Genomic DNA, 17,059 nt, shown 5'->3' on the forward strand with positions numbered 1-17,059 from the left:
TTAGGGGGACTCTCACATGATGAAATATGGGGCCGAACACGAAGAACACCGATTTACATTATCTTTCACGGAATCAGAGATAAGAGGGCAATGGCGCGACATTTTCTTAGGTATGCATAAAGAGGTTGGCGAGGAGTTTCCGGAGGATTTAATCGATCCTTCTATACTCGTCATCTGTAATCTAGATGGAGAAATTGTTCAAATTGTCCTTCACGACGAGGGCTGTGATTGTGAATTCCAATTTACATTTTCGGAAAAGGAACAAATCGGAAATTATGTTAAGCAGCATGTAACCGTTTAAAAAAACGACGAAAGAACTGGTGATAGTGTCCCTTCCCAAACTGGGCGCTGACGCATATAGTATTATACGTCAGGCTTTAGGGAGAGGATAACAATGGAAAAGACGATCAATTATTTGGCATTTGGAGATTCACTAACGGTTGGTTTTGGAGCTCCGGAAGGTCACGGATTCGTATCTATCTATCAGCAAAAGTTGGAGCAATTGCTGAAGGTTCCTATTCATTTAAAGCCTGCAGGCAAGAATGGTGCTACGACTAGTCAATTGCTTCAAACGCTTGAGTCCGATCCGCAGATCCAAAGAGATATAAGAGAAGCGAATCTCATCACCATTACAGCTGGCGGCAATGACTTAATACAGGCAGCAATTCCTTTCTTTTATCAGGGAGACCCTGCTTACTTAAAATCTGCGCTTCAAACGTATGAATTCAACTATAAGAAACTGATCGGAGAAATTGAGGCGCTGCGGCAAGGGGTTGGGGAGCCTTTCTTGATCGTTTTAATCGGGCTCTACAATCCTCTGCCGCAGGTGCCGGATGCCGCATATTGGGTACAGCGCTTTAATTTATTTCTTCGCAAATTAGAGCAGCCGCATATTCTTGTGGTTCAAGTGTATGATGCTTTCGTAGGGCAAGATAGCCGTTATTTGTCAGATGACGCCATCCACCCCAATGAAATTGGTTATGAAGAACTCGCGCGTCAAGTGGAGAATGCGGTTTCCCTCCATCACCTTCAGCAATTGATCCAATAATTAAGCAGATATGACATATCCGAAGATAGAAAAGAAATGACAGGCGCTACCAGCGAGAACAAAAACGTGCCATATGGCATGGTGATAAGGGATGCGCCGCCATACATAAAAGATGGAACCAAACGTATAGAAGAGTCCGCCTACGACGAGCCACACGATACCGCCTAACGGGAGGTTCATGTACAGTGGCTTAAAGGCGAAAACAATCAGCCAACCCATGAGGATATAACAAAGGGTTGATACCAAGATGAATCGTTTTACGTAGAAAACCTTCAAGACGATCCCGGCAAGCGCTAAGCCCCAAATCACACCCAAGAAGGTCCAACCCAAAGGCCCTCGCAATGTAACGAGTAAATAAGGTGTATAGCTGCCTGCAATTAACAAATAAATGGCGGAATGATCGAGAAGCTCAAACACATCCTTCAATCGCGGATGGCTCACACTGTGAAGCAGCGTGGAACAGGTATACAGGATGACTAATGCTGCACCAAAAATGCTGAAGCTGACAATGTGCCAAACAGTGCCATGTAAGGAAGCCTGCACGATGAGCAGGACAAGCGCTACGATGCTTAACAACACGCCTACGCCGTGGCTGATGGCATTGGCTTTCTCTTCCCTAATGGAATAGTCCATAGATAAACCTTCTTTCGCTCTTAAATATTCTACTATTTTATAGATTGGACGATGAAAAGATGTATTTACCTTCATTTCAATTAATTAATAAAATTGCCTTAGTCACAGGAGCAGGAAGAGGCATTGGTAAAGCGCTAGCGATAGGCCTTGCTGAGGCGGGGGCTGATGTAGCTCTTTTCGCACGTACAGCAAGTGATATTGAGGAAGTCGCTCATGAAATTCGTGCCTTGGGACGAAAGGCGTATCCATTTACGGTTGATGTCACGAATAGAGAACAGATCGAGGAAGCTGTTCAACAAATCATTGAGCAAACGGGTCGGCTGAATATTCTAGTGAACAATGCTGGCATGAATATTCGCAGTCAAGCGCTGGCTGTTACAGATGAAGAATGGGACACAATCATGCAGACGAATCTTAAATCTGCTTTCTTGTGCTCACAAATTGTAGGTCGTCATATGCAGCAAAAGGAATATGGAAGAATTATCAATATCGCTTCTGTTGCAGGACAGGTTGCCCTTCGAACAGGTGTTGTATACGCTGCTACCAAAGCTGCGATGATCCAAATGACGAAGGTGCTAGCACTTGAATGGGGTAAATATGGGATCAATGTGAATAGTATTGGACCGTGGTATTTCAAAACGCCTTTGACAGAGAAAATCCTTGCTAATCCAGATTACCTGGCCGAAATTATTGCGCGTACACCTCTAGGGCGCGTGGGTGAGCTTGAGGAGTTGGTAGGACCCACTGTATTTTTCGCTTCGGATGCGGCGAATTATGTGACAGGCCAGACCCTGTTCGTTGATGGCGGTATGACCATTTACGGTTTCTAATTGGAGCTGCTTAATTTTGTAGGATTGAGCTTTTCGTCTAGTTCAATTATAATTTACACAAACTTAATAGAGTTGTTGCGGGTTCAAGATAGATAGCATAGATAAGGTGGTATAACCGATATGTCCCGGGTCCGTATATGTACAGATAGCACAAGTGACTTAAGCGAAGAGCTTTATCGACGCTTTCAAATTGAGGTAGTGCCTCTTTATGTTATTTTTGAGGACAATTCCTACAAAGATGGCATTACGATAAAACCTGATAGACTCTATGAATTAGTTGACCAAACCGGCAAGTTGCCCAAGACCGCCGCTCCATCCCCTATTGATTTCGAGAGAGCGTTTGAACCCATTATTCAAAGAGGAGAAGACATTGTCTTCATTGGTCTTTCCTCTGAGCTCTCATCTACGATTCAAAATGCGACCATTGCTGCTGCGAGTTTTCCAGATGGTAGGATAACAATCATTGATTCTAGAAATCTATCAACAGGAATAGGTTTACTAGTTTTGAGAGCCGCGCAAGCGGCAATGAATGGCCGGAGCAGCGCTGAAATAAAATCATTGATTGAACCTTTTATTACCCGAATGGAAGTTGAATTCATCATTGACACATTGGAATATTTACATAAAGGCGGAAGATGTTCAAGTGTTCAGCATTTTATAGGGAGTCTGTTGAAAATTAGACCGATCGTTAAAGTTATTGACGGAGCTATGACATCGACGGATAAGGTACGAGGTAAACGGGAAAAAGCCCTCCATCAGCTTCTGGATAATGCTTTAGCGCAAAAGGATGACATGGACACGGAATTTTTGTTTATCACTCACTCTTCAGCAGCAGAAGAAGCCGCTTACATCAAACAACAAATTGAACAACAAACAAATGTGAAACATGTTTATATAACTGAAACGGGCTGCGTTGTTGCCAGCCATTGCGGACCGCATACAGTAGGTATTGTTTTCGCCAAAAAATAAGAAATGAGTGGACACCATGACGACAATCAAGATTATCACAGATAGCAGTTGCGACCTTCCCAAAATGATCGTAGACGAGATAGGAATTGCGATTGTTCCCTTATCCGTACATTTTGGAGAGGAATGCATGCCACCTGACATGGAGCTAGCTGATTTTTATGCGAGAATGAAAAAGGAGAGCGTCCTGCCGAAGACGTCAAGTCCGGCTCCGCAGCTATTCCTCGCTGAGTATCAGAAAGCCCAGGTAGATCAAGATATTCTAGTGATCAGTCTTTCATCGGCTCTTAGCAGTACCTACCATCATGCAGTCATGGCGAAAGAGATGCTACTTGAAGAAGGTTATGCAGGTCGTATCGAGGTGATTGATTCAAAAACAACTTCACTTGGACTTGGCGTTCTCGTCTATAAGGCTGCCAAACTGGCGGAAGCGAATGTGCCTTTTGAACAAATTGTAGAAGTGATAGGGCAAGCTGTAAAGACTTCAGGCACTTACTTCTTTTTAGACACGCTTGAAAATGTAATAAAAGGTGGCAGGCTCGACCGAGTGCGGGGAGCTGTTGCGTCTGTATTGAATATTAAGCTTCTGATGAAAGCCAGTGAAGAAGGTGCCGTGGAAGTGATAGAGAAAATCCGCGGCACCCAGCAAGCCTTGAAACGATTAATTTCCAAAGTGGGCGAAACTCACCACGATTTCGATAAAGATGTGATTGCCATCGCACATAGTAATTGTGAGGATAGAGCGCGTGAAGTCTTGAACCAACTACTTGAGAAATATCCGTTCCGCAAAGTGCTGTTCGCTAACATGGGCACGGTGATTGGTACCTATGCTGGTGAAGGCGGCGTACTGATCGCTTACTAAAAACGTGAGAAAAGACACCTAGTTACTCGATCCTTAGGATCGGTGAACAGGTGTCTTTTTTCATAGTTGGAAACTGTATTGCTTGAAACTATCCGGGATAATGGGTTTCCACAATCTCTGTATCTTCCGTTGAGACAAGAGGGGACAGCTCTCCTGGAGCCATTAGCCATAATTCATGAAGGGCGCGTGTACAGCCAACATACAATAGTTTGGCATCCATGAATGTTGCTTCGTAATGCCCGGCAGTAACATCCATGAGTAGAACGGCATCAAATTCAAGTCCTTTGGTCAAAAAGACGGGAAGGACCGAGATGCCACCGCGGTAAACCCGCTGCTTGGAAGTTATGAGATTCGTTTCGATGCCAGCTTCAGTCAACGCAGCATGCAGCTCCTGTGCTTGCTTCTCCGTACGGGCAACAACAGCGATTGTACTCGAGCTTCCTTGCTTCAAGGTTATGATGGCACGCTGCAGCAGCGGCAATCGGCCTTTGATGTCCGTCTGTAGTACTCGGACTTTGTTGCCGCTGCGGAACACAGGTACAGCAAGGAGCGGATTCTCGACGCCTCGTTTCAAGACCTGATTGGCAAACAGGATGATTTCCATAGTGGAACGATAACTGCGTTCCAGCTCGAAATAACCGGTTTCGTCAGTCTGGAACAAGCTGGAAAATTCCTTCCAGTTTGTGATGCCTTGATATGCGTGAATTCCCTGTGATAAATCACCAAGTATCGTAAACGAGCTGTTTCGTGTGTAAGAATCAAGGACAGCCACTTGGAAAGGTGAAAAGTCCTGCGCCTCATCGATTACGACATGGTCGAATAACCGGTTAGAGGGAATGCCGAAAAGGCGTGTATGAATATAAAGGAGTGGAGCGAGATCCTCGAGCTGCACTTCTTTTTTCTTGAAAAGCTTCAGCGAAGCGGTGACAATAGGTTCTGGTATTTGGTTGAGTAGGTCAATGGGCAAGCTGTCCGGACGACCTTTGTCCGCGAAGAGCATTTTGTAGAAGCTGAATGCCGAGTGATCGGGCCATCCTGTCAGATACGTGCGCAAGCGCTGCGAAGCTTTCTTTTTCAGCTCTTTCTTGCGACTTTGCTCCCAAATCTTGTCGAGCTGAATTTCCATCCAGCGTTTGATCCGAGCAATGACGCGCTCGCGCCTTTTGACAAGCGGATAGTGCTTGTTCTCTACGAAAAACCATTCGCGAATGGATGCAATTGGAAGCTTAATACCCTCCCACGGGATGAAATCCGAAGTAGGTACATAAGACTCTTCGAACCTTGTCAGACAGTGATCTAGGTATTGTTTAAAAGCAATGGACCCTTTAAATCTTCCCGGCGCTTGATCATCTACCGGAGGTCTTTTACTGCCAAGCGAGAACCAGGTTTGAAGAACTAGTGCTTGATCTGCTAGCTTCACTTCTTGATCCAGCACATCAAGTGCCCAATCAGTGAAAGTGCTTTGCTGGATATTTCCGACTCCAAGTTCAGGCAGTACACCAGAGATGTAGTCGAGGAACATGGAGTTGGGTGCAAAAATGATCATCCGCTCTGCACGAACCTGTTCGCGGTATTGATAGAGTAAGAAAGCAAGTCGATGCAAGGCGACAGTCGTTTTACCGCTTCCTGCGACCCCTTGGATAATCAGTGCTGTATTCTTCGCTGCGCGGATAATGCGGTCTTGCTCAGCTTGGATTGTAGATACAATGTCGCGCAGCTTATTGTCTTTATTTTCGCCAAGTCGGTAGAGTAAGAATTCATCGCCGACAACCATAGAGTCTTCATTACGGTCATAAGTATCAACGACACGTTGGAGAATTTGTTTACGGACGACGAGGTTACGCTTGAGATATACGAGGCCATCGATAAGACCGTCTGGTGAATCATAAGAAGCAGCGTCCAGCCCACCCGTAAATGAATAGAAAAGGCTAGCTACTGGTGCCCGCCAGTCAATGACAAGCAATTGGCCTGTTCGCTCATCCTCGACGCCTGATTTACCAATATAAAGGGGAAGGGCGGAAGCCGATCCAGTCTCTTGGAAGTCAAGGCGGCCGAAATACGGTTCATCAACGGCTTTAGCTAAATTGTGTCGGCCATTCTCACGTGCTGCCTCCAACGCTTGTTCTGTTAAATCCGGACCGTAATAAACAGGAGTCGACCTAAGCCGCTCAAGCTGTTTGTCAATCTCCGCATTCGTTTGCTCAAGTTGTTGTAATTCTTCTTGATAGGCACTTTGAGTCTTTGTGTCCAAGATCAGTTACCTCCTAAGATCAGATGTTGTCTATTTTATGAAATAAACAGGTAAACAATATATCACACCTGTCAGTATATGGGAAGCTAAACTGTCAAGCTTGTGATTTGGGCTCACCTAAGAAAGAATGTTATAATGGACAGGAACTTATTATAATTTGAAGGAGTGCGGAGCTATGTCCATCTATAATATTGAGGTTCAAACGATCTCAGGCGAAACGAAGTCACTTTCCGAATATAAAGGAAAAGTGCTGCTTATTGTAAATACAGCAAGTGCATGTGGGCTTACACCGCATTATAAAGGGCTCCAAAGCTTATATGAGCAGTATCAAGATACAGGATTGGTTGTTCTGGGATTCCCTTGTAATCAGTTTGGCGGTCAAGAACCAGGCACGAATGAAGATATCCAAAGCTTTTGCGAACTCAACTACCAAGTGACATTCCCGTTATTTGATAAAATCGATGTGAAGGGTGAAAATGCTCATCCTTTATATACTTACTTGTTAAACCATACACCTGAACCGTATCGTACAGGAGAAATCGAATGGAATTTCGTGAAATTCTTAGTTGATGCAAGCGGTATTGTTGTTAAGCAATATAGCGCTAGTACCGATCCAGCGACTATCGCTCCGGATATCGAAGCAATTCTAGCATAGATAGATAAAAAAGCTGTTGCATCTACGACAGCGGCTCGCTATAATCAAAATATTCATTAGGTTGAAGGAGACGAATCATATGAAGAATACAGCTTGGTTCGTACAAATTCATTATTTTTATAGGCGTTAGCACACACCTGTACATATCAGGGTGGGCTAACGCATTTCGCGTTGGCCTCCCTGCGGGATAGCAATTCGCGCAGGACCATAGGTCCGGCGCGTTTTTTTATCTCGTTAAGAAAGGGAAGGGTGGATGGTATGCGAAACGTGGAAGGATCAAATGTAGGTTGGAGTTCAGAAGATTCGTATGGAAAGCAGTTAGAACAGCAAACGATGGTAATCCTTCTTGCTCCCAAAGCTTCTGAAGCTGCATGTCGAATGACAAATGAGCTAAAACTAGCTGGTATAGGTATTATGATGGTTGATGAGAAGTTGGATGTGGATAGGCAGCTAACTGCTGCGACAAAGTTTGGAATTCGCTTTATCATCTGTATAGGCTTGACAGACAGCTCGAATGACCAAGTAAAGTTAATGGATATGCTAGATCTGCACGAGAAAGTGATGCCGATAGATCAAGCCATTTATTGCATCGAAAAGATTTATCCGCCAGCAGCTTTTACCTAATACAGACTGGAGTGAAGAGATGAAGCACCGATATGGATTTATTTATGCACATCCGGATGATGAGACGTTTCTTAGTGCGTGCATTATTCACCAGCTTGCCGAACAAGGGAAAAACCCTGTTTTATTGTTGGCAACACGAGGGGAAGCGGGTAGGCAAGGGTTAGAGCGGGCAACCAATAGATCAGAACTGGCTAAGCTGCGAGAGAAAGAGATGGATGAAGCCGCCAAAGTGCTGGGCTTGTCACACGTGGAGCACCTGGGCCATCCGGATGGTCAGCTCGCAGAGATTGATTTCAATGCTCTTGTTGAAGGTGTTATTGCTTTTATTCAGCGGTATGAGGTCGAGGTTCTATTCACATTTCCGGAAGATGGGGGCAATGGTCACCCCGATCATATCGCCATTTCCAAAGCGACAACAGCGGCTGTATGGAGCGGGAAATGTCCAAGTGTACGCAAGTTATATTATGCAGCAGCGGCTTCCTTAAGAGCCAAAGGTCATAAGCCTTCGATAGAAGTAGATACAGAGGCTGGTTGGCCAATCAAGGCAGCAGCCTTGCGGGCTCATGCAACCCAGTATGTGGCTATTGCCAAATACTTCGGTGACCTTAATATTTTTCCGGAAAATCGTAGATGGGAAGCTTTTGTGCTTGGTTGGCAGGATGGAACAATGTGGCCAGAGCAGGACCTAACGAAGGAACTGGAAGAATAGGGATATGAAGTGGTATAATAGGGGACAAGGCAGGTGAACGACTTCATGGCAATTATGGCTAAGATTGAAGCTGTGCTTATCGCGGATGACGCTTCAACATTTGTAACGAGAGTAATCGACGGTGTCGAACTAAGTTTTGGGGGCATTGAAGGCGATCGCCACTTCGGGTTATTCGCCAAAGCAGACTCGCGGCAGCCCATGTATAAGAGAGGCCAAGAGATTATGAATCGTCGTCAACTCAGTATTGTATCTGTTGAGGAACTGCAAGGCATTGCTCAGCGACTGGGTGTGGAAACTATTAAACCTGAATGGTTAGGTGCCAATATTGTTGTGAGCGGTGCTCCTGAATTAACCAAGCTTCCTATGGGAATCCGAATGATCCTGCCAAGTGGAGGCGGACTTGTGTGCGAAGGTGAGAATGAGCCCTGTGCAGGTCCTGGTAAGCAGATTGCCAATTATTACGGAGACAGAAGCCTAACTCAACAATTTATCAAACATGCAGGGCAAAGCAGAGGGATTGTCGCTTACGTGGAACGCCCAGGTGAAATAAAAACAGGTGACATGGTCGAGATTCAAATTTAGTTGCATTTATTTTACGAGGTACCCCCAGAAGTGTGCGCCTCCTCTCGAAATCTAAATTAGAGAGCTTTATCATAGAGAAATGGATCAGGAAGGTGTGGAGAAATGTCACTTTGCAACTGTGAAACATGCGGACAAGTCTATATTTCGAAATTTGAAAAACGTTGCAAATCTTGCTCCCAGCTTCATTTGAATGAGTCGCACAAAGTGAAGGATTTCGTTCGGGCTCATCCGCGTGCCACACTTATTGAGGTTTACCACCAAACGGGTGTATCTCTAAAAACAATTAAAGAACTTATGAGAGCTTGAATACATAGTAAACGACAAACGTGGTGGTTCTATAAAAAAAGCCTTCAATTCCCAAGTGGGATTGAAGGCTTTTACGCTATTTTGAAGCTGTCACTATCGCTTTGCAAACACATCCAGCAGAAGTTCATCCTTCACAGGATCTTGAACATCCCATGCTGTAGCGAATCTAACTTGGTGAGAAACGCCGACAATTTCGTATTTCTGAACAAGATGTTGGCGCGCTGAGCCGATAATGAGCGAATGCAGTCGCAGCTGCTTCTTCTGACCAAGGGTGCCAAGCTTCTGCAGCGTTGCTTTGGAGATTTGGCCGACACCATCGGTGACCATCACGAAGTCGGCATCGTGAAACTGCCGCTCGTGCTGTACGATGTCCATGCCTCTACTCAGCGGCGCATCGAAGTTCGTGCCGCCACCGAAAGCGAGCTGAGCCAGCCCATAGAAGCGGTCCCAATCCGGCCGCTTATAGGACAGAACATGCTCGATGAGCTCGCCCTTCGCCCCGAACAGGAGCAGGACGAAGTCCCGCCGTTCGAGGAGGGAGAAGGAGGCGAAGGTCGCCGTAAACAGCTGCGCAAGCCGCAGCTTGCTGCCCCGCATGGAGTGGGAGGTATCGAGCATGCAGATAACAGGACCTTTCTGCGGCTCTTCAACAGAGCCGGTGTAGTTATAGGTCATGAGCTTATTTTCCATCCATTTAACGAGAAAATAAGGCTCGAAATCTTCGTCAGCGAGCAGGCTGGCTTCGCTCGGAAGCAAATGTGCGATGTCGCCAGACTGGCGTAAATCGTCGTAGGCTTCCGGCATGTAAGGCGAGCGCAGCTTCTTACGCTGCACCCGAAGGTGATGGATGTTCCGTCCCACCTCCTGCAGGAAAGACACCAGATCCTTGCTGCGCTTCAGTTTCTCAATCCACTGCACGTAGTGCTCGAACGTCTGCCGCCGTAATTTCCCCAGCTCGCTGCCCCAGCGCCGGTTCGCGAGCCGTTGACTAGCTTGCACGAGCTCGTACACATTGAAGCTGTCCGCCTCTTCGAGGGACAGCGTCTCCTTTAAAGCCTGACCGAGCCAGTCACCCAGCTCGGTCTCGATCTCCTTCATGGCCGCGAGGTCGCGCGCGCTCATGCGGTCCAGCTGCCGCTGGCGGCGCTCGAGTTCCTCTTCCGCCTTGCGCAGCTTCGCCTTCAGCTTATCGCGCTTCATGAACTCGGTGCGCATCTCGCTTTGCAGCTCCGCGATGCGCTGCTTCAGCGCACGTATCTCCTCCGCGATGAGCGGCCGCGAATCGACGGCTTCCTGCTTGTCTTCGACGGCGCGCTTCCCTTGCTGCAGCGTGTAGCCAACGAGCCTAAGCTTCTCGATTTGCTTCTCGGTGAGACGCTCACTGACGCTCTTTTCCTCTTGTCCGCTCATTTGCTGCTTCTTCTCGAAGCCGAAGCCGCTCATTTGCTGTTCCTTTTGTCTGCGTTTGACTTCTTTCTCATAAGACTCAGTAAGCCACATCAGCGCCTTGAGTGCGGTTTTGAAAGAGGCATTCACTTGCCCGATTGTACGAGGGTGAATGGACACATAGAAGTACTGCTTACGCAGTGTTAAGACCATCCAGCGGTGGAAGGGGGTTTCCTCTACAGTGCCGTCCACCTCAGGCTTCGTTAAATAAAAGCACATGAAAAAATCAGCAAAGAGCTCCAGCGTAAACCAAGGGGCTTGCCTTACGGCCTCGCGCATCCATTCTTGTGCGACGCGCGAGGAGTGTACGTAGCCCTCGAACACATACCTGTCAACCCGAGTGCAGCGTATGATCATATAGGTAACCTCTTATAACGTATAGTCGTATATGATTCCCGGGATTTCCCGGTCAAACAGTGTGCGATATAAGCCTTGGATGGATTGTAAAATGCGCTCACCTTGAATCCGCAGGTGCGTGAATTTAACGGCATACTGCTCAGGATGCTGCAGAAAGATAGATTGGGATGCAATCCATTCCGGAAGTTTCTTTTCTTTCTCCTGCCAGGAAACAAGTCTGCCGCGTAGGCTTCTGGCTGTTTCTTCCAGCTCCATTCGGCAATCTTCCAAAGTCGCTTTCAATCGCTCGGCAGTATCCTTGTTTAAAGCGCCGCCGATTTCTTTTTTGAATTGGAAGGCATGTAATTCATCTTCTTTCTCCAACCATTTCTTAACCGTCAAGTTATATTGAAGCAGCGGGAGTTCTTGTTCCATTTCTCGTTTGAGCATGTCCTGGAATAAGGTGTCAAAGATGGCTTTGAGCTCTACTAAATCTTCAGGGAAATCCCACAGCATATGAGGGGTTAGTACGGTATCCCACACATTGACAGCGCTGCGCCCATGGATAGCTGCTGAAATCTTCCACGAATGGCCAATCTTGTGGTAGCGTCGATCTGAAAGCACATATTCTTTCTCTTGGAGTGCTGTCTTTAACTGAAAAAGCATGTAAATCAGCGAATCCGGCAATTGCACTTCGGCCGCTTGTGATTTTAATTGCTTCACCATTTCCGTTGATAAAAGGATTGGGAGAGGTGTTGTTGGTGCTTGAAACATGAGTTCAAAGCTGGATATTTGCTTGACATACTCGACTTCAAATCGGAACAGGAAACGATCGTACAGCGCTGCTAATTGTTCGTTATCTTCGGGTAACTCATTCGATGCTGCCATTAAAAATATAAGGGGAGACTGCTGCTTCTGCCGTCCATTGAAGAAGACGCGTTCATTCAAGACAGAAAGGAGCGTATTAAGTATGGCGCTGTTCGCTTTGAATATTTCGTCGAGGAAAGCGAAGCGAGCGCTTGGTAAATAGCCGTCAGTAAGCCTTACATATTCATCATTTTTAAGCTTTTGTAAGGAGACAGGCCCGAATAGTTCGTCGGGTGTTGTGAATCGGGTCAATAAGTAATCGTAATAAGGTTCGTTACCGAATAGTTCGGCAGCGGCGCGTGCTAATTGAGATTTGGCTGAACCGGGAGGTCCAACCAATAAGACATGTTCGCCGCTCATGATAGCGAGCAGTAAGACACGAATGAGCTCTTCCCGTTCCATGAACCGTTTTTCGAGATGACCCATAGCTTCTCTTAATTTGTTCTGTATGACAATGGGTTCTTTCACATTGTTGTCCCCCTTGGCGTAATCAAAGCTCGTATGTTTATATTGTATCAAACTGCCAGGTAAACATCGAATATGCTACAATAAGACCTGTAGTGTCTACACTACTTTTAACTCAAGAGCCTGCAGCTATCAGTCTTCTAAGAAAATACAAAGGAGCGTTATCCATGCCCCAAATGATCGTTAGAGGAATTAGTGTTCCTCAAATTCAATCCATTAGTACGTTGTTAATTGAAGAACTAGCTCAAGTATGCTCGTGTGGAACGGACAATTTTATGCTGGAATGTCTGCCCACAGTCTCGATATTTGAAGGGAAGCAAGTCAATACATACCCATTTATTGAAGTAAGTTGGTTCGAGAGAGGGCAAGAAACACGTGACGAGTATGCTAGCGTGCTGACCAAACACGTTCTTTCGCTTGGCATTCCTGAGGTGGAGATCGCTTTTCGGGTATACCGGGAGGACAGCTACTATTGGAATGGGAAGTTAATTTGAACGAATTCAGTTAACTGATTTTATGAAGGAGTGGTCCATATGCGGATTGGTGTGATTTCGGATACTCATTTATCACCTCGGGTTCAAAAATTACCTGATGCGTTAATCGCAGGCTTACAAGGTGTAGATCTTATTATTCATGCCGGAGACTGGGTGAGTGAGCATGTTGTTGAATTGGTTGAGCGAATCGCACACTGTGAATCTGTGGCCGGTAACAATGACGGATCTGACATCATTGAACGATTCGGCTTGAGGAAAATACTGACACTCGGAGACTACCGAATTGGTCTTATCCATGGAGACGGCTTTCGCAAAACGACAGAGGAAAGAGCCCGAGAAGCGTTCCAGGCCGAGCGGCCGGATATCGTCATCTTCGGACATTCCCATGTTCCATACCAGCAAACGATCAACGGAATTCTCATGTTTAACCCAGGGTCGCCTACCGATAAAAGAAGGCAGCCACAATACTCATACGGCATCATCGAGCTCGGTGATAGCATTCATGCGACGCATTTCTATTATGAAAGCAAAGCTTAATATTTGACTTTGTTAAGTCCTGCTTTACCCGCCGGAGATAGCCTGGAAAACGATGAGCTGATCACCTTGCTGCAGCATTATATTTAAGTCATCCAGCCAAGCGATATTCGTATCATTGTAATAGAGCAGGACATGCTTTCGGACTTGTCCGGTTTCGGTCCAAAGATGAAGGCGCAGCAGGGGATAGCTCGATATAAGTTGATTTAATGCGTCCTGTAACGTAAGCGCATCCAATTGAAATTTGACGTTTCCCCCTGTGCAATCACGCAGCAAGGAGGGGACGCTGACGGTAATAAGCATGCTAGTCCTCCAAAATCATTGGCTTCACAGTTAGGATTCGTGATAATTGTCCTGGCAGGCGTTCCCAGCTTTCTCCACGATCCAGTGAACAGTAAATTTCACCTGAAGTTGTTCCAAAATAAAGCCCATAAGACTCAAGAGCATCCACAGCCATCGCATCTCGCAGTACGCTGACATGTCGTTCTTCTTCTGGGAGAACATCCCCAATAGGTTTCCAGGTATTTTCACCGCGTGCCATTCTGTAAACAATTAACTTGCCGTCACGCATAGAGCGTTGTTCGCTGCTTTCCAGCGGGATAAGAAATAAATCACCTGTTGGTGAAATGGAAATCGGGAAACCAAACGGGGCATCGCCGTCACGTAGTGTAAGACCTTCCTCGATAGGATGCCAGCTGTCACCGCCATCGATGGATTTGAACACCCCGCTATGCTCCTGCATATAGAGAACATCGGAGTTTTCCGGGTCGAGCACCATCTTGTGCACACAGTATCCGACACGCTCATCAGGTTGACCTGTTGGTATTCGGTTCAGTCCGTTGTTACATGGCTTCCAGCTATTCCCTCCGTCAAGTGTACGGAAGACACCGACAGCGGATATTCCGATCCACATGCGCTGCGAATTCCTTGGATCGATGAGAATGGTATGCAAGCACATACCGCCGGCTCCAGGAAACCACTCCGGACGTGTGGGGTGCTTCGTTAAACCATCTAACTCTTGCCACGTCTGACCGCTATCGCGGCTAACGAATAATCCCGCTTCTTCAACACCCGCAAAAAGAGTTTCGGGCTGAGAGGCAAGTCCAGGCACCAACTGCCAAATACGGTTTAGTGAAAAACCGCTCTCCTCAGAGTACCTTGGACTATCCGCAATCTGTTCCCACGTTTCACCGCCATTGCTGGATACACGAATGGTCGCTCCATAAGCGGCATGAGAGGTTCCGGCATACAACTTACTCGCTGATCGTGTATCTCCAAGAACACTATAAGCCTCCCATCCTGGTAAAAAAGGTCCTTGCATGGACCAGTTCCGTCTTTCAATCGTTGAGGAATAAATGAAAATGCCTTTATTGGTGCCGACGAGCAGTTGAACGTGCTTTGACATACGTGGCCTCCTTTAATCATACTCCTAGGATAATTTCGACATATGGCAAATAATTCCTTCTCCTATAATGTGTTATTTTCTTAGGTGTTCACCGTGTTTGCAAGAGTAAGAGGGACATACACTGTCGTAATTCTATTATTCGAATGGCGGTGATTCGATGCATACTACGGTAGGTGTCTTATTGGACTTGGAAACTTATTTGGGTATTGCGAGAGGAAGAACAGGAAATGAACGCTTAGCCCTGTATAACAAAGCAGGAAAAAGGCATGGTTTAAGACCTTTTTATATGTGTTTACAGCATGTAAAAGGTAAATCTGCTTTGGGTTATTACTATGAAAATAATGCATATAGGCTCGTTAGACGTTCTATTCCTCGTGTGACACATAACCGAGCCATTAGCTTGTCTCCTTATTTAAGAAAAAAGTTAAAAGAGCTTTCCCAATCGAGCACCGTTTTCAACAGGCAAAATCGTTATGATAAACATCATATCCATCAGCTAATCCACGCGAATGCAACGCTTCGTAAGTATCTTCCAGAATCTACGAAATACTCGCGAAGTAAACTGGAAGCCGCCATGAGAAAATATTACTCACTTTTCATCAAACCTACGAACAGTAGTGTGGGTGAAGGCATTATTAAATTGTCTATGCAAGAAAGTGGAAGTTGGAAATTGTATGGGATCAATAGGACGCCTAAGATTGTATCTTATAAGCAAGCCGTTTCGTTGATTGAGAAGAAAGTAAGAAAACAAACGTATATGATTCAAGAAGCTATCCCGTTAGCGACTCATCATGGAAGACCTTATGATCTGAGGATTTCCGTGCAGCGTGGAGGCAGTGGACAGTGGCAAATCACTGGAATTGTAGGCAAAGTTGCAGCCTCAGGACGCCATGTAACGAATGTAGCGAAAGGCGGAAAAGTTAAGCGTTGTGAGGAGCTGTTTACGTCGAGTGGGTTTGATTCCACTAGGATCATACAAGAATTACATCAAGTGTCATTAGCCATTGCCCAATTTATTGGTGTTAGTTTGCCTCATATGGCTGATCTTGGTTTAGATGTTGGCGTTGACCAATATGGTAACATCAAATTGATCGAAGTGAATGGTAGAGACCAACGATACCCCTTTAAAAAAGCAAAAATGCACAAGACTTTTTATCGCACATATGAAACACCAATGCGATATGCAAAGTTTCTCTTGAATCAATCAAAGTCACTGAATGATTAATTTGCCCCAGATTCTGGGGCTTTTGAATAAGAAAATAATCTGTTCTTCAAACTAGGTAGTGACTGTTTTGCAGGGAATAATTCTCCTGATCGTTCTGGAGTGCGCGGTTAAATCGTACATTTCACATCTTGTTTTCATTTTCATCGTGTAAAGACAACGTAATCTGTTAGAGCATTCAGTATAAATAAAGGATGATGAAGACGAGCTCTACTCAGATGGACTATCATTGGTTTCAACTCATTAATCAATTAGGGAATAGCCTACCCGCTCTAAACTTAGTTATGCGTTTGTTAGCTTCATATGCGTTGTACGTGTTTTACATCGGGATTGTCATTTATTGGTTTACGAGGCAAGATCTCAAGCGTAGAATGGTTGCTGAATCACTTCTATCCACATATGTAGCAATAACTTTCAGCGGTCTACTTGCGCATTTCTTCTATCGGGATCGACCGGTTGTCACACATAATGTCATTCAATTGATCTCGCATCCGGCCAATGCCTCTTTTCCAAGTAATCATACAATCGGCGCTTTCGTAATAGCCACATCCATTTGGATACACCGGAGAAAAGTCGGAAAGGTGTGGCTTGTATTAGCAGCCGGTATTGCTTTTTCAAGAGTATGGACAGGCGTACATTATCCATCTGATGTCATAGCAGGTACTGTAATTGGAATAGCTGCCGCTGTTCTCATGCATCAGTTATTTAAGCGTTCGTCGTTGGCACTGAAATGGTTGACGAAATTTATCTATTGGTATGAAGCTGTCGAGTCCAGAATTTGGCGCAGGAACGAAACGCCGCGATCTTCGGTAATCAAATGATGA

The 17,059-nt window shown here is 45.7% G+C and carries 19 protein-coding genes; 13 read left to right on the forward strand and 6 right to left on the reverse strand.

Features of this window, described 5'->3' with window-relative positions:
• The first annotated feature begins 16 nt into the window (after positions 1-16).
• Positions 17-301, forward strand: coding sequence for a hypothetical protein (locus tag QFZ80_RS12090; RefSeq protein ID WP_307559072.1), 285 nt, complete (start codon positions 17-19; stop codon positions 299-301).
• Positions 302-394: 93 nt separating this feature from the next.
• On the forward strand, positions 395-1,048 hold the full coding sequence (locus QFZ80_RS12095) for a GDSL-type esterase/lipase family protein (RefSeq protein ID WP_307546417.1): 654 nt from the start codon (positions 395-397) through the stop codon (positions 1,046-1,048).
• Here the strand turns inward: QFZ80_RS12095 and trhA are convergent, their stop codons facing one another.
• Positions 1,049-1,681: a PAQR family membrane homeostasis protein TrhA gene (gene trhA, locus QFZ80_RS12100; RefSeq protein WP_307559074.1), complete on the reverse strand. Its 633-nt coding sequence runs from the start codon at positions 1,679-1,681 to the stop codon at positions 1,049-1,051. It lies immediately after the preceding gene.
• 59 nt (positions 1,682-1,740) lie between these two features.
• Here trhA and QFZ80_RS12105 point away from each other — a divergent pair, with 59 nt between their 5' ends.
• The 3 genes from QFZ80_RS12105 (at position 1,741) to QFZ80_RS12115 (ending at position 4,339) form a co-directional block, all read left to right on the forward strand.
• Positions 1,741-2,511, forward strand: a complete 771-nt coding sequence (locus QFZ80_RS12105; RefSeq protein ID WP_307559076.1) for an SDR family NAD(P)-dependent oxidoreductase — start codon at positions 1,741-1,743, stop codon at positions 2,509-2,511.
• 120 nt (positions 2,512-2,631) lie between these two features.
• Entirely contained in the window at positions 2,632-3,480 is an 849-nt protein-coding gene (locus tag QFZ80_RS12110) for a DegV family protein (protein WP_307559078.1), read from the forward strand.
• 16 nt (positions 3,481-3,496) lie between these two features.
• Entirely contained in the window at positions 3,497-4,339 is an 843-nt protein-coding gene (locus QFZ80_RS12115) for a DegV family protein (protein WP_307559080.1), read from the forward strand.
• Positions 4,340-4,427: 88 nt separating this feature from the next.
• Here QFZ80_RS12115 and QFZ80_RS12120 read toward each other — a convergent pair whose 3' ends face one another.
• Positions 4,428-6,590: a HelD family protein gene (locus tag QFZ80_RS12120; protein WP_307559082.1), complete on the reverse strand. Its 2,163-nt coding sequence runs from the start codon at positions 6,588-6,590 to the stop codon at positions 4,428-4,430.
• Positions 6,591-6,765: 175 nt separating this feature from the next.
• Between QFZ80_RS12120 and QFZ80_RS12125 the strand changes: the two genes are divergently transcribed.
• From QFZ80_RS12125 to QFZ80_RS12140, 4 genes are all read left to right on the forward strand, one after another.
• Positions 6,766-7,245 carry a glutathione peroxidase gene (locus QFZ80_RS12125; RefSeq protein WP_307546411.1) on the forward strand — a complete coding sequence of 160 codons (480 nt, stop codon included), beginning with the start codon at positions 6,766-6,768 and terminating at the stop codon, positions 7,243-7,245.
• 258 nt (positions 7,246-7,503) lie between these two features.
• Entirely contained in the window at positions 7,504-7,869 is a 366-nt protein-coding gene (locus QFZ80_RS12130) for a His/Gly/Thr/Pro-type tRNA ligase C-terminal domain-containing protein (protein WP_307546410.1), read from the forward strand.
• Positions 7,870-7,888: 19 nt separating this feature from the next.
• On the forward strand, positions 7,889-8,578 hold the full coding sequence (locus QFZ80_RS12135) for a PIG-L deacetylase family protein (RefSeq protein WP_307559084.1): 690 nt from the start codon (positions 7,889-7,891) through the stop codon (positions 8,576-8,578).
• Between the two features lie 45 nt (positions 8,579-8,623).
• Complete coding sequence (locus QFZ80_RS12140) at positions 8,624-9,160, forward strand: MOSC domain-containing protein (RefSeq protein WP_307555543.1); 537 nt, start codon at positions 8,624-8,626, stop codon at positions 9,158-9,160.
• A gap of 399 nt (positions 9,161-9,559) precedes the next feature.
• Here the strand turns inward: QFZ80_RS12140 and QFZ80_RS12145 are convergent, their stop codons facing one another.
• Together QFZ80_RS12145 and QFZ80_RS12150 are read right to left on the reverse strand one after the other, a co-directional pair.
• On the reverse strand, positions 9,560-11,269 hold the full coding sequence (locus tag QFZ80_RS12145; protein WP_307546408.1) for a hypothetical protein: 1,710 nt from the start codon (positions 11,267-11,269) through the stop codon (positions 9,560-9,562).
• A gap of 12 nt (positions 11,270-11,281) precedes the next feature.
• A complete protein-coding gene (locus QFZ80_RS12150; RefSeq protein WP_307559086.1) occupies positions 11,282-12,583 on the reverse strand; it encodes an AAA family ATPase in 1,302 nt (433 codons plus the stop codon).
• Between the two features lie 164 nt (positions 12,584-12,747).
• Between QFZ80_RS12150 and QFZ80_RS12155 the strand changes: the two genes are divergently transcribed.
• Positions 12,748-13,074, forward strand: coding sequence for a DUF1904 family protein (locus tag QFZ80_RS12155; RefSeq protein ID WP_307546406.1), 327 nt, complete (start codon positions 12,748-12,750; stop codon positions 13,072-13,074).
• Positions 13,075-13,113: 39 nt separating this feature from the next.
• Positions 13,114-13,611 (forward strand): metallophosphoesterase family protein, encoded by a 498-nt coding sequence (locus QFZ80_RS12160; RefSeq protein WP_307546405.1) that lies wholly within the window; start codon positions 13,114-13,116, stop codon positions 13,609-13,611.
• A gap of 24 nt (positions 13,612-13,635) precedes the next feature.
• Here QFZ80_RS12160 and QFZ80_RS12165 read toward each other — a convergent pair whose 3' ends face one another.
• Positions 13,636-13,911, reverse strand: a complete 276-nt coding sequence (locus QFZ80_RS12165; protein ID WP_307559088.1) for a MoaD/ThiS family protein — start codon at positions 13,909-13,911, stop codon at positions 13,636-13,638.
• 1 nt (position 13,912) lies between these two features.
• On the reverse strand, positions 13,913-15,013 hold the full coding sequence (locus tag QFZ80_RS12170; protein ID WP_307546403.1) for a WD40/YVTN/BNR-like repeat-containing protein: 1,101 nt from the start codon (positions 15,011-15,013) through the stop codon (positions 13,913-13,915).
• Positions 15,014-15,170: 157 nt separating this feature from the next.
• On the opposite strand from QFZ80_RS12170, the gene QFZ80_RS12175 reads away from it, so the two are divergent.
• Both QFZ80_RS12175 and QFZ80_RS12180 read left to right on the forward strand, forming a co-directional pair.
• Entirely contained in the window at positions 15,171-16,238 is a 1,068-nt protein-coding gene (locus QFZ80_RS12175; RefSeq protein ID WP_307546402.1) for a YheC/YheD family endospore coat-associated protein, read from the forward strand.
• Positions 16,239-16,453: 215 nt separating this feature from the next.
• Entirely contained in the window at positions 16,454-17,056 is a 603-nt protein-coding gene (locus tag QFZ80_RS12180; protein WP_307559090.1) for an undecaprenyl-diphosphatase, read from the forward strand.
• Positions 17,057-17,059 lie beyond the last annotated feature (3 nt).

It is taken from the genome of Paenibacillus sp. V4I7 (assembly GCF_030817275.1).
GTDB lineage: Bacteria > Bacillota > Bacilli > Paenibacillales > NBRC-103111 > Paenibacillus_E.

Excerpts from the sequence above, each read along its gene's own strand:
- QFZ80_RS12115 (WP_307559080.1), top strand. The coding sequence starts at position 3,497 with ATGACGACAATCAAGATTATCACAGATAGCAGTTGCGACCTTCCCAAA.
- QFZ80_RS12140 (WP_307555543.1), top strand. The coding sequence starts at position 8,624 with ATGGCAATTATGGCTAAGATTGAAGCTGTGCTTATCGCGGATGACGCT.
- QFZ80_RS12110 (WP_307559078.1), top strand. The coding sequence starts at position 2,632 with ATGTCCCGGGTCCGTATATGTACAGATAGCACAAGTGACTTAAGCGAA.
- QFZ80_RS12180 (WP_307559090.1), top strand. The coding sequence starts at position 16,454 with ATGGACTATCATTGGTTTCAACTCATTAATCAATTAGGGAATAGCCTA.
- QFZ80_RS12145 (WP_307546408.1), bottom strand. The coding sequence starts at position 11,269 with ATGATCATACGCTGCACTCGGGTTGACAGGTATGTGTTCGAGGGCTAC.
- trhA (WP_307559074.1), bottom strand. The coding sequence starts at position 1,681 with ATGGACTATTCCATTAGGGAAGAGAAAGCCAATGCCATCAGCCACGGC.
- QFZ80_RS12125 (WP_307546411.1), top strand. The coding sequence starts at position 6,766 with ATGTCCATCTATAATATTGAGGTTCAAACGATCTCAGGCGAAACGAAG.
- QFZ80_RS12095 (WP_307546417.1), top strand. The coding sequence starts at position 395 with ATGGAAAAGACGATCAATTATTTGGCATTTGGAGATTCACTAACGGTT.
- QFZ80_RS12105 (WP_307559076.1), top strand. The coding sequence starts at position 1,741 with ATGTATTTACCTTCATTTCAATTAATTAATAAAATTGCCTTAGTCACA.
- QFZ80_RS12165 (WP_307559088.1), bottom strand. The coding sequence starts at position 13,911 with ATGCTTATTACCGTCAGCGTCCCCTCCTTGCTGCGTGATTGCACAGGG.
- QFZ80_RS12135 (WP_307559084.1), top strand. The coding sequence starts at position 7,889 with ATGAAGCACCGATATGGATTTATTTATGCACATCCGGATGATGAGACG.
- QFZ80_RS12170 (WP_307546403.1), bottom strand. The coding sequence starts at position 15,013 with ATGTCAAAGCACGTTCAACTGCTCGTCGGCACCAATAAAGGCATTTTC.
- QFZ80_RS12175 (WP_307546402.1), top strand. The coding sequence starts at position 15,171 with ATGCATACTACGGTAGGTGTCTTATTGGACTTGGAAACTTATTTGGGT.
- QFZ80_RS12160 (WP_307546405.1), top strand. The coding sequence starts at position 13,114 with ATGCGGATTGGTGTGATTTCGGATACTCATTTATCACCTCGGGTTCAA.
- QFZ80_RS12090 (WP_307559072.1), top strand. The coding sequence starts at position 17 with ATGATGAAATATGGGGCCGAACACGAAGAACACCGATTTACATTATCT.
- QFZ80_RS12130 (WP_307546410.1), top strand. The coding sequence starts at position 7,504 with ATGCGAAACGTGGAAGGATCAAATGTAGGTTGGAGTTCAGAAGATTCG.
- QFZ80_RS12155 (WP_307546406.1), top strand. The coding sequence starts at position 12,748 with ATGCCCCAAATGATCGTTAGAGGAATTAGTGTTCCTCAAATTCAATCC.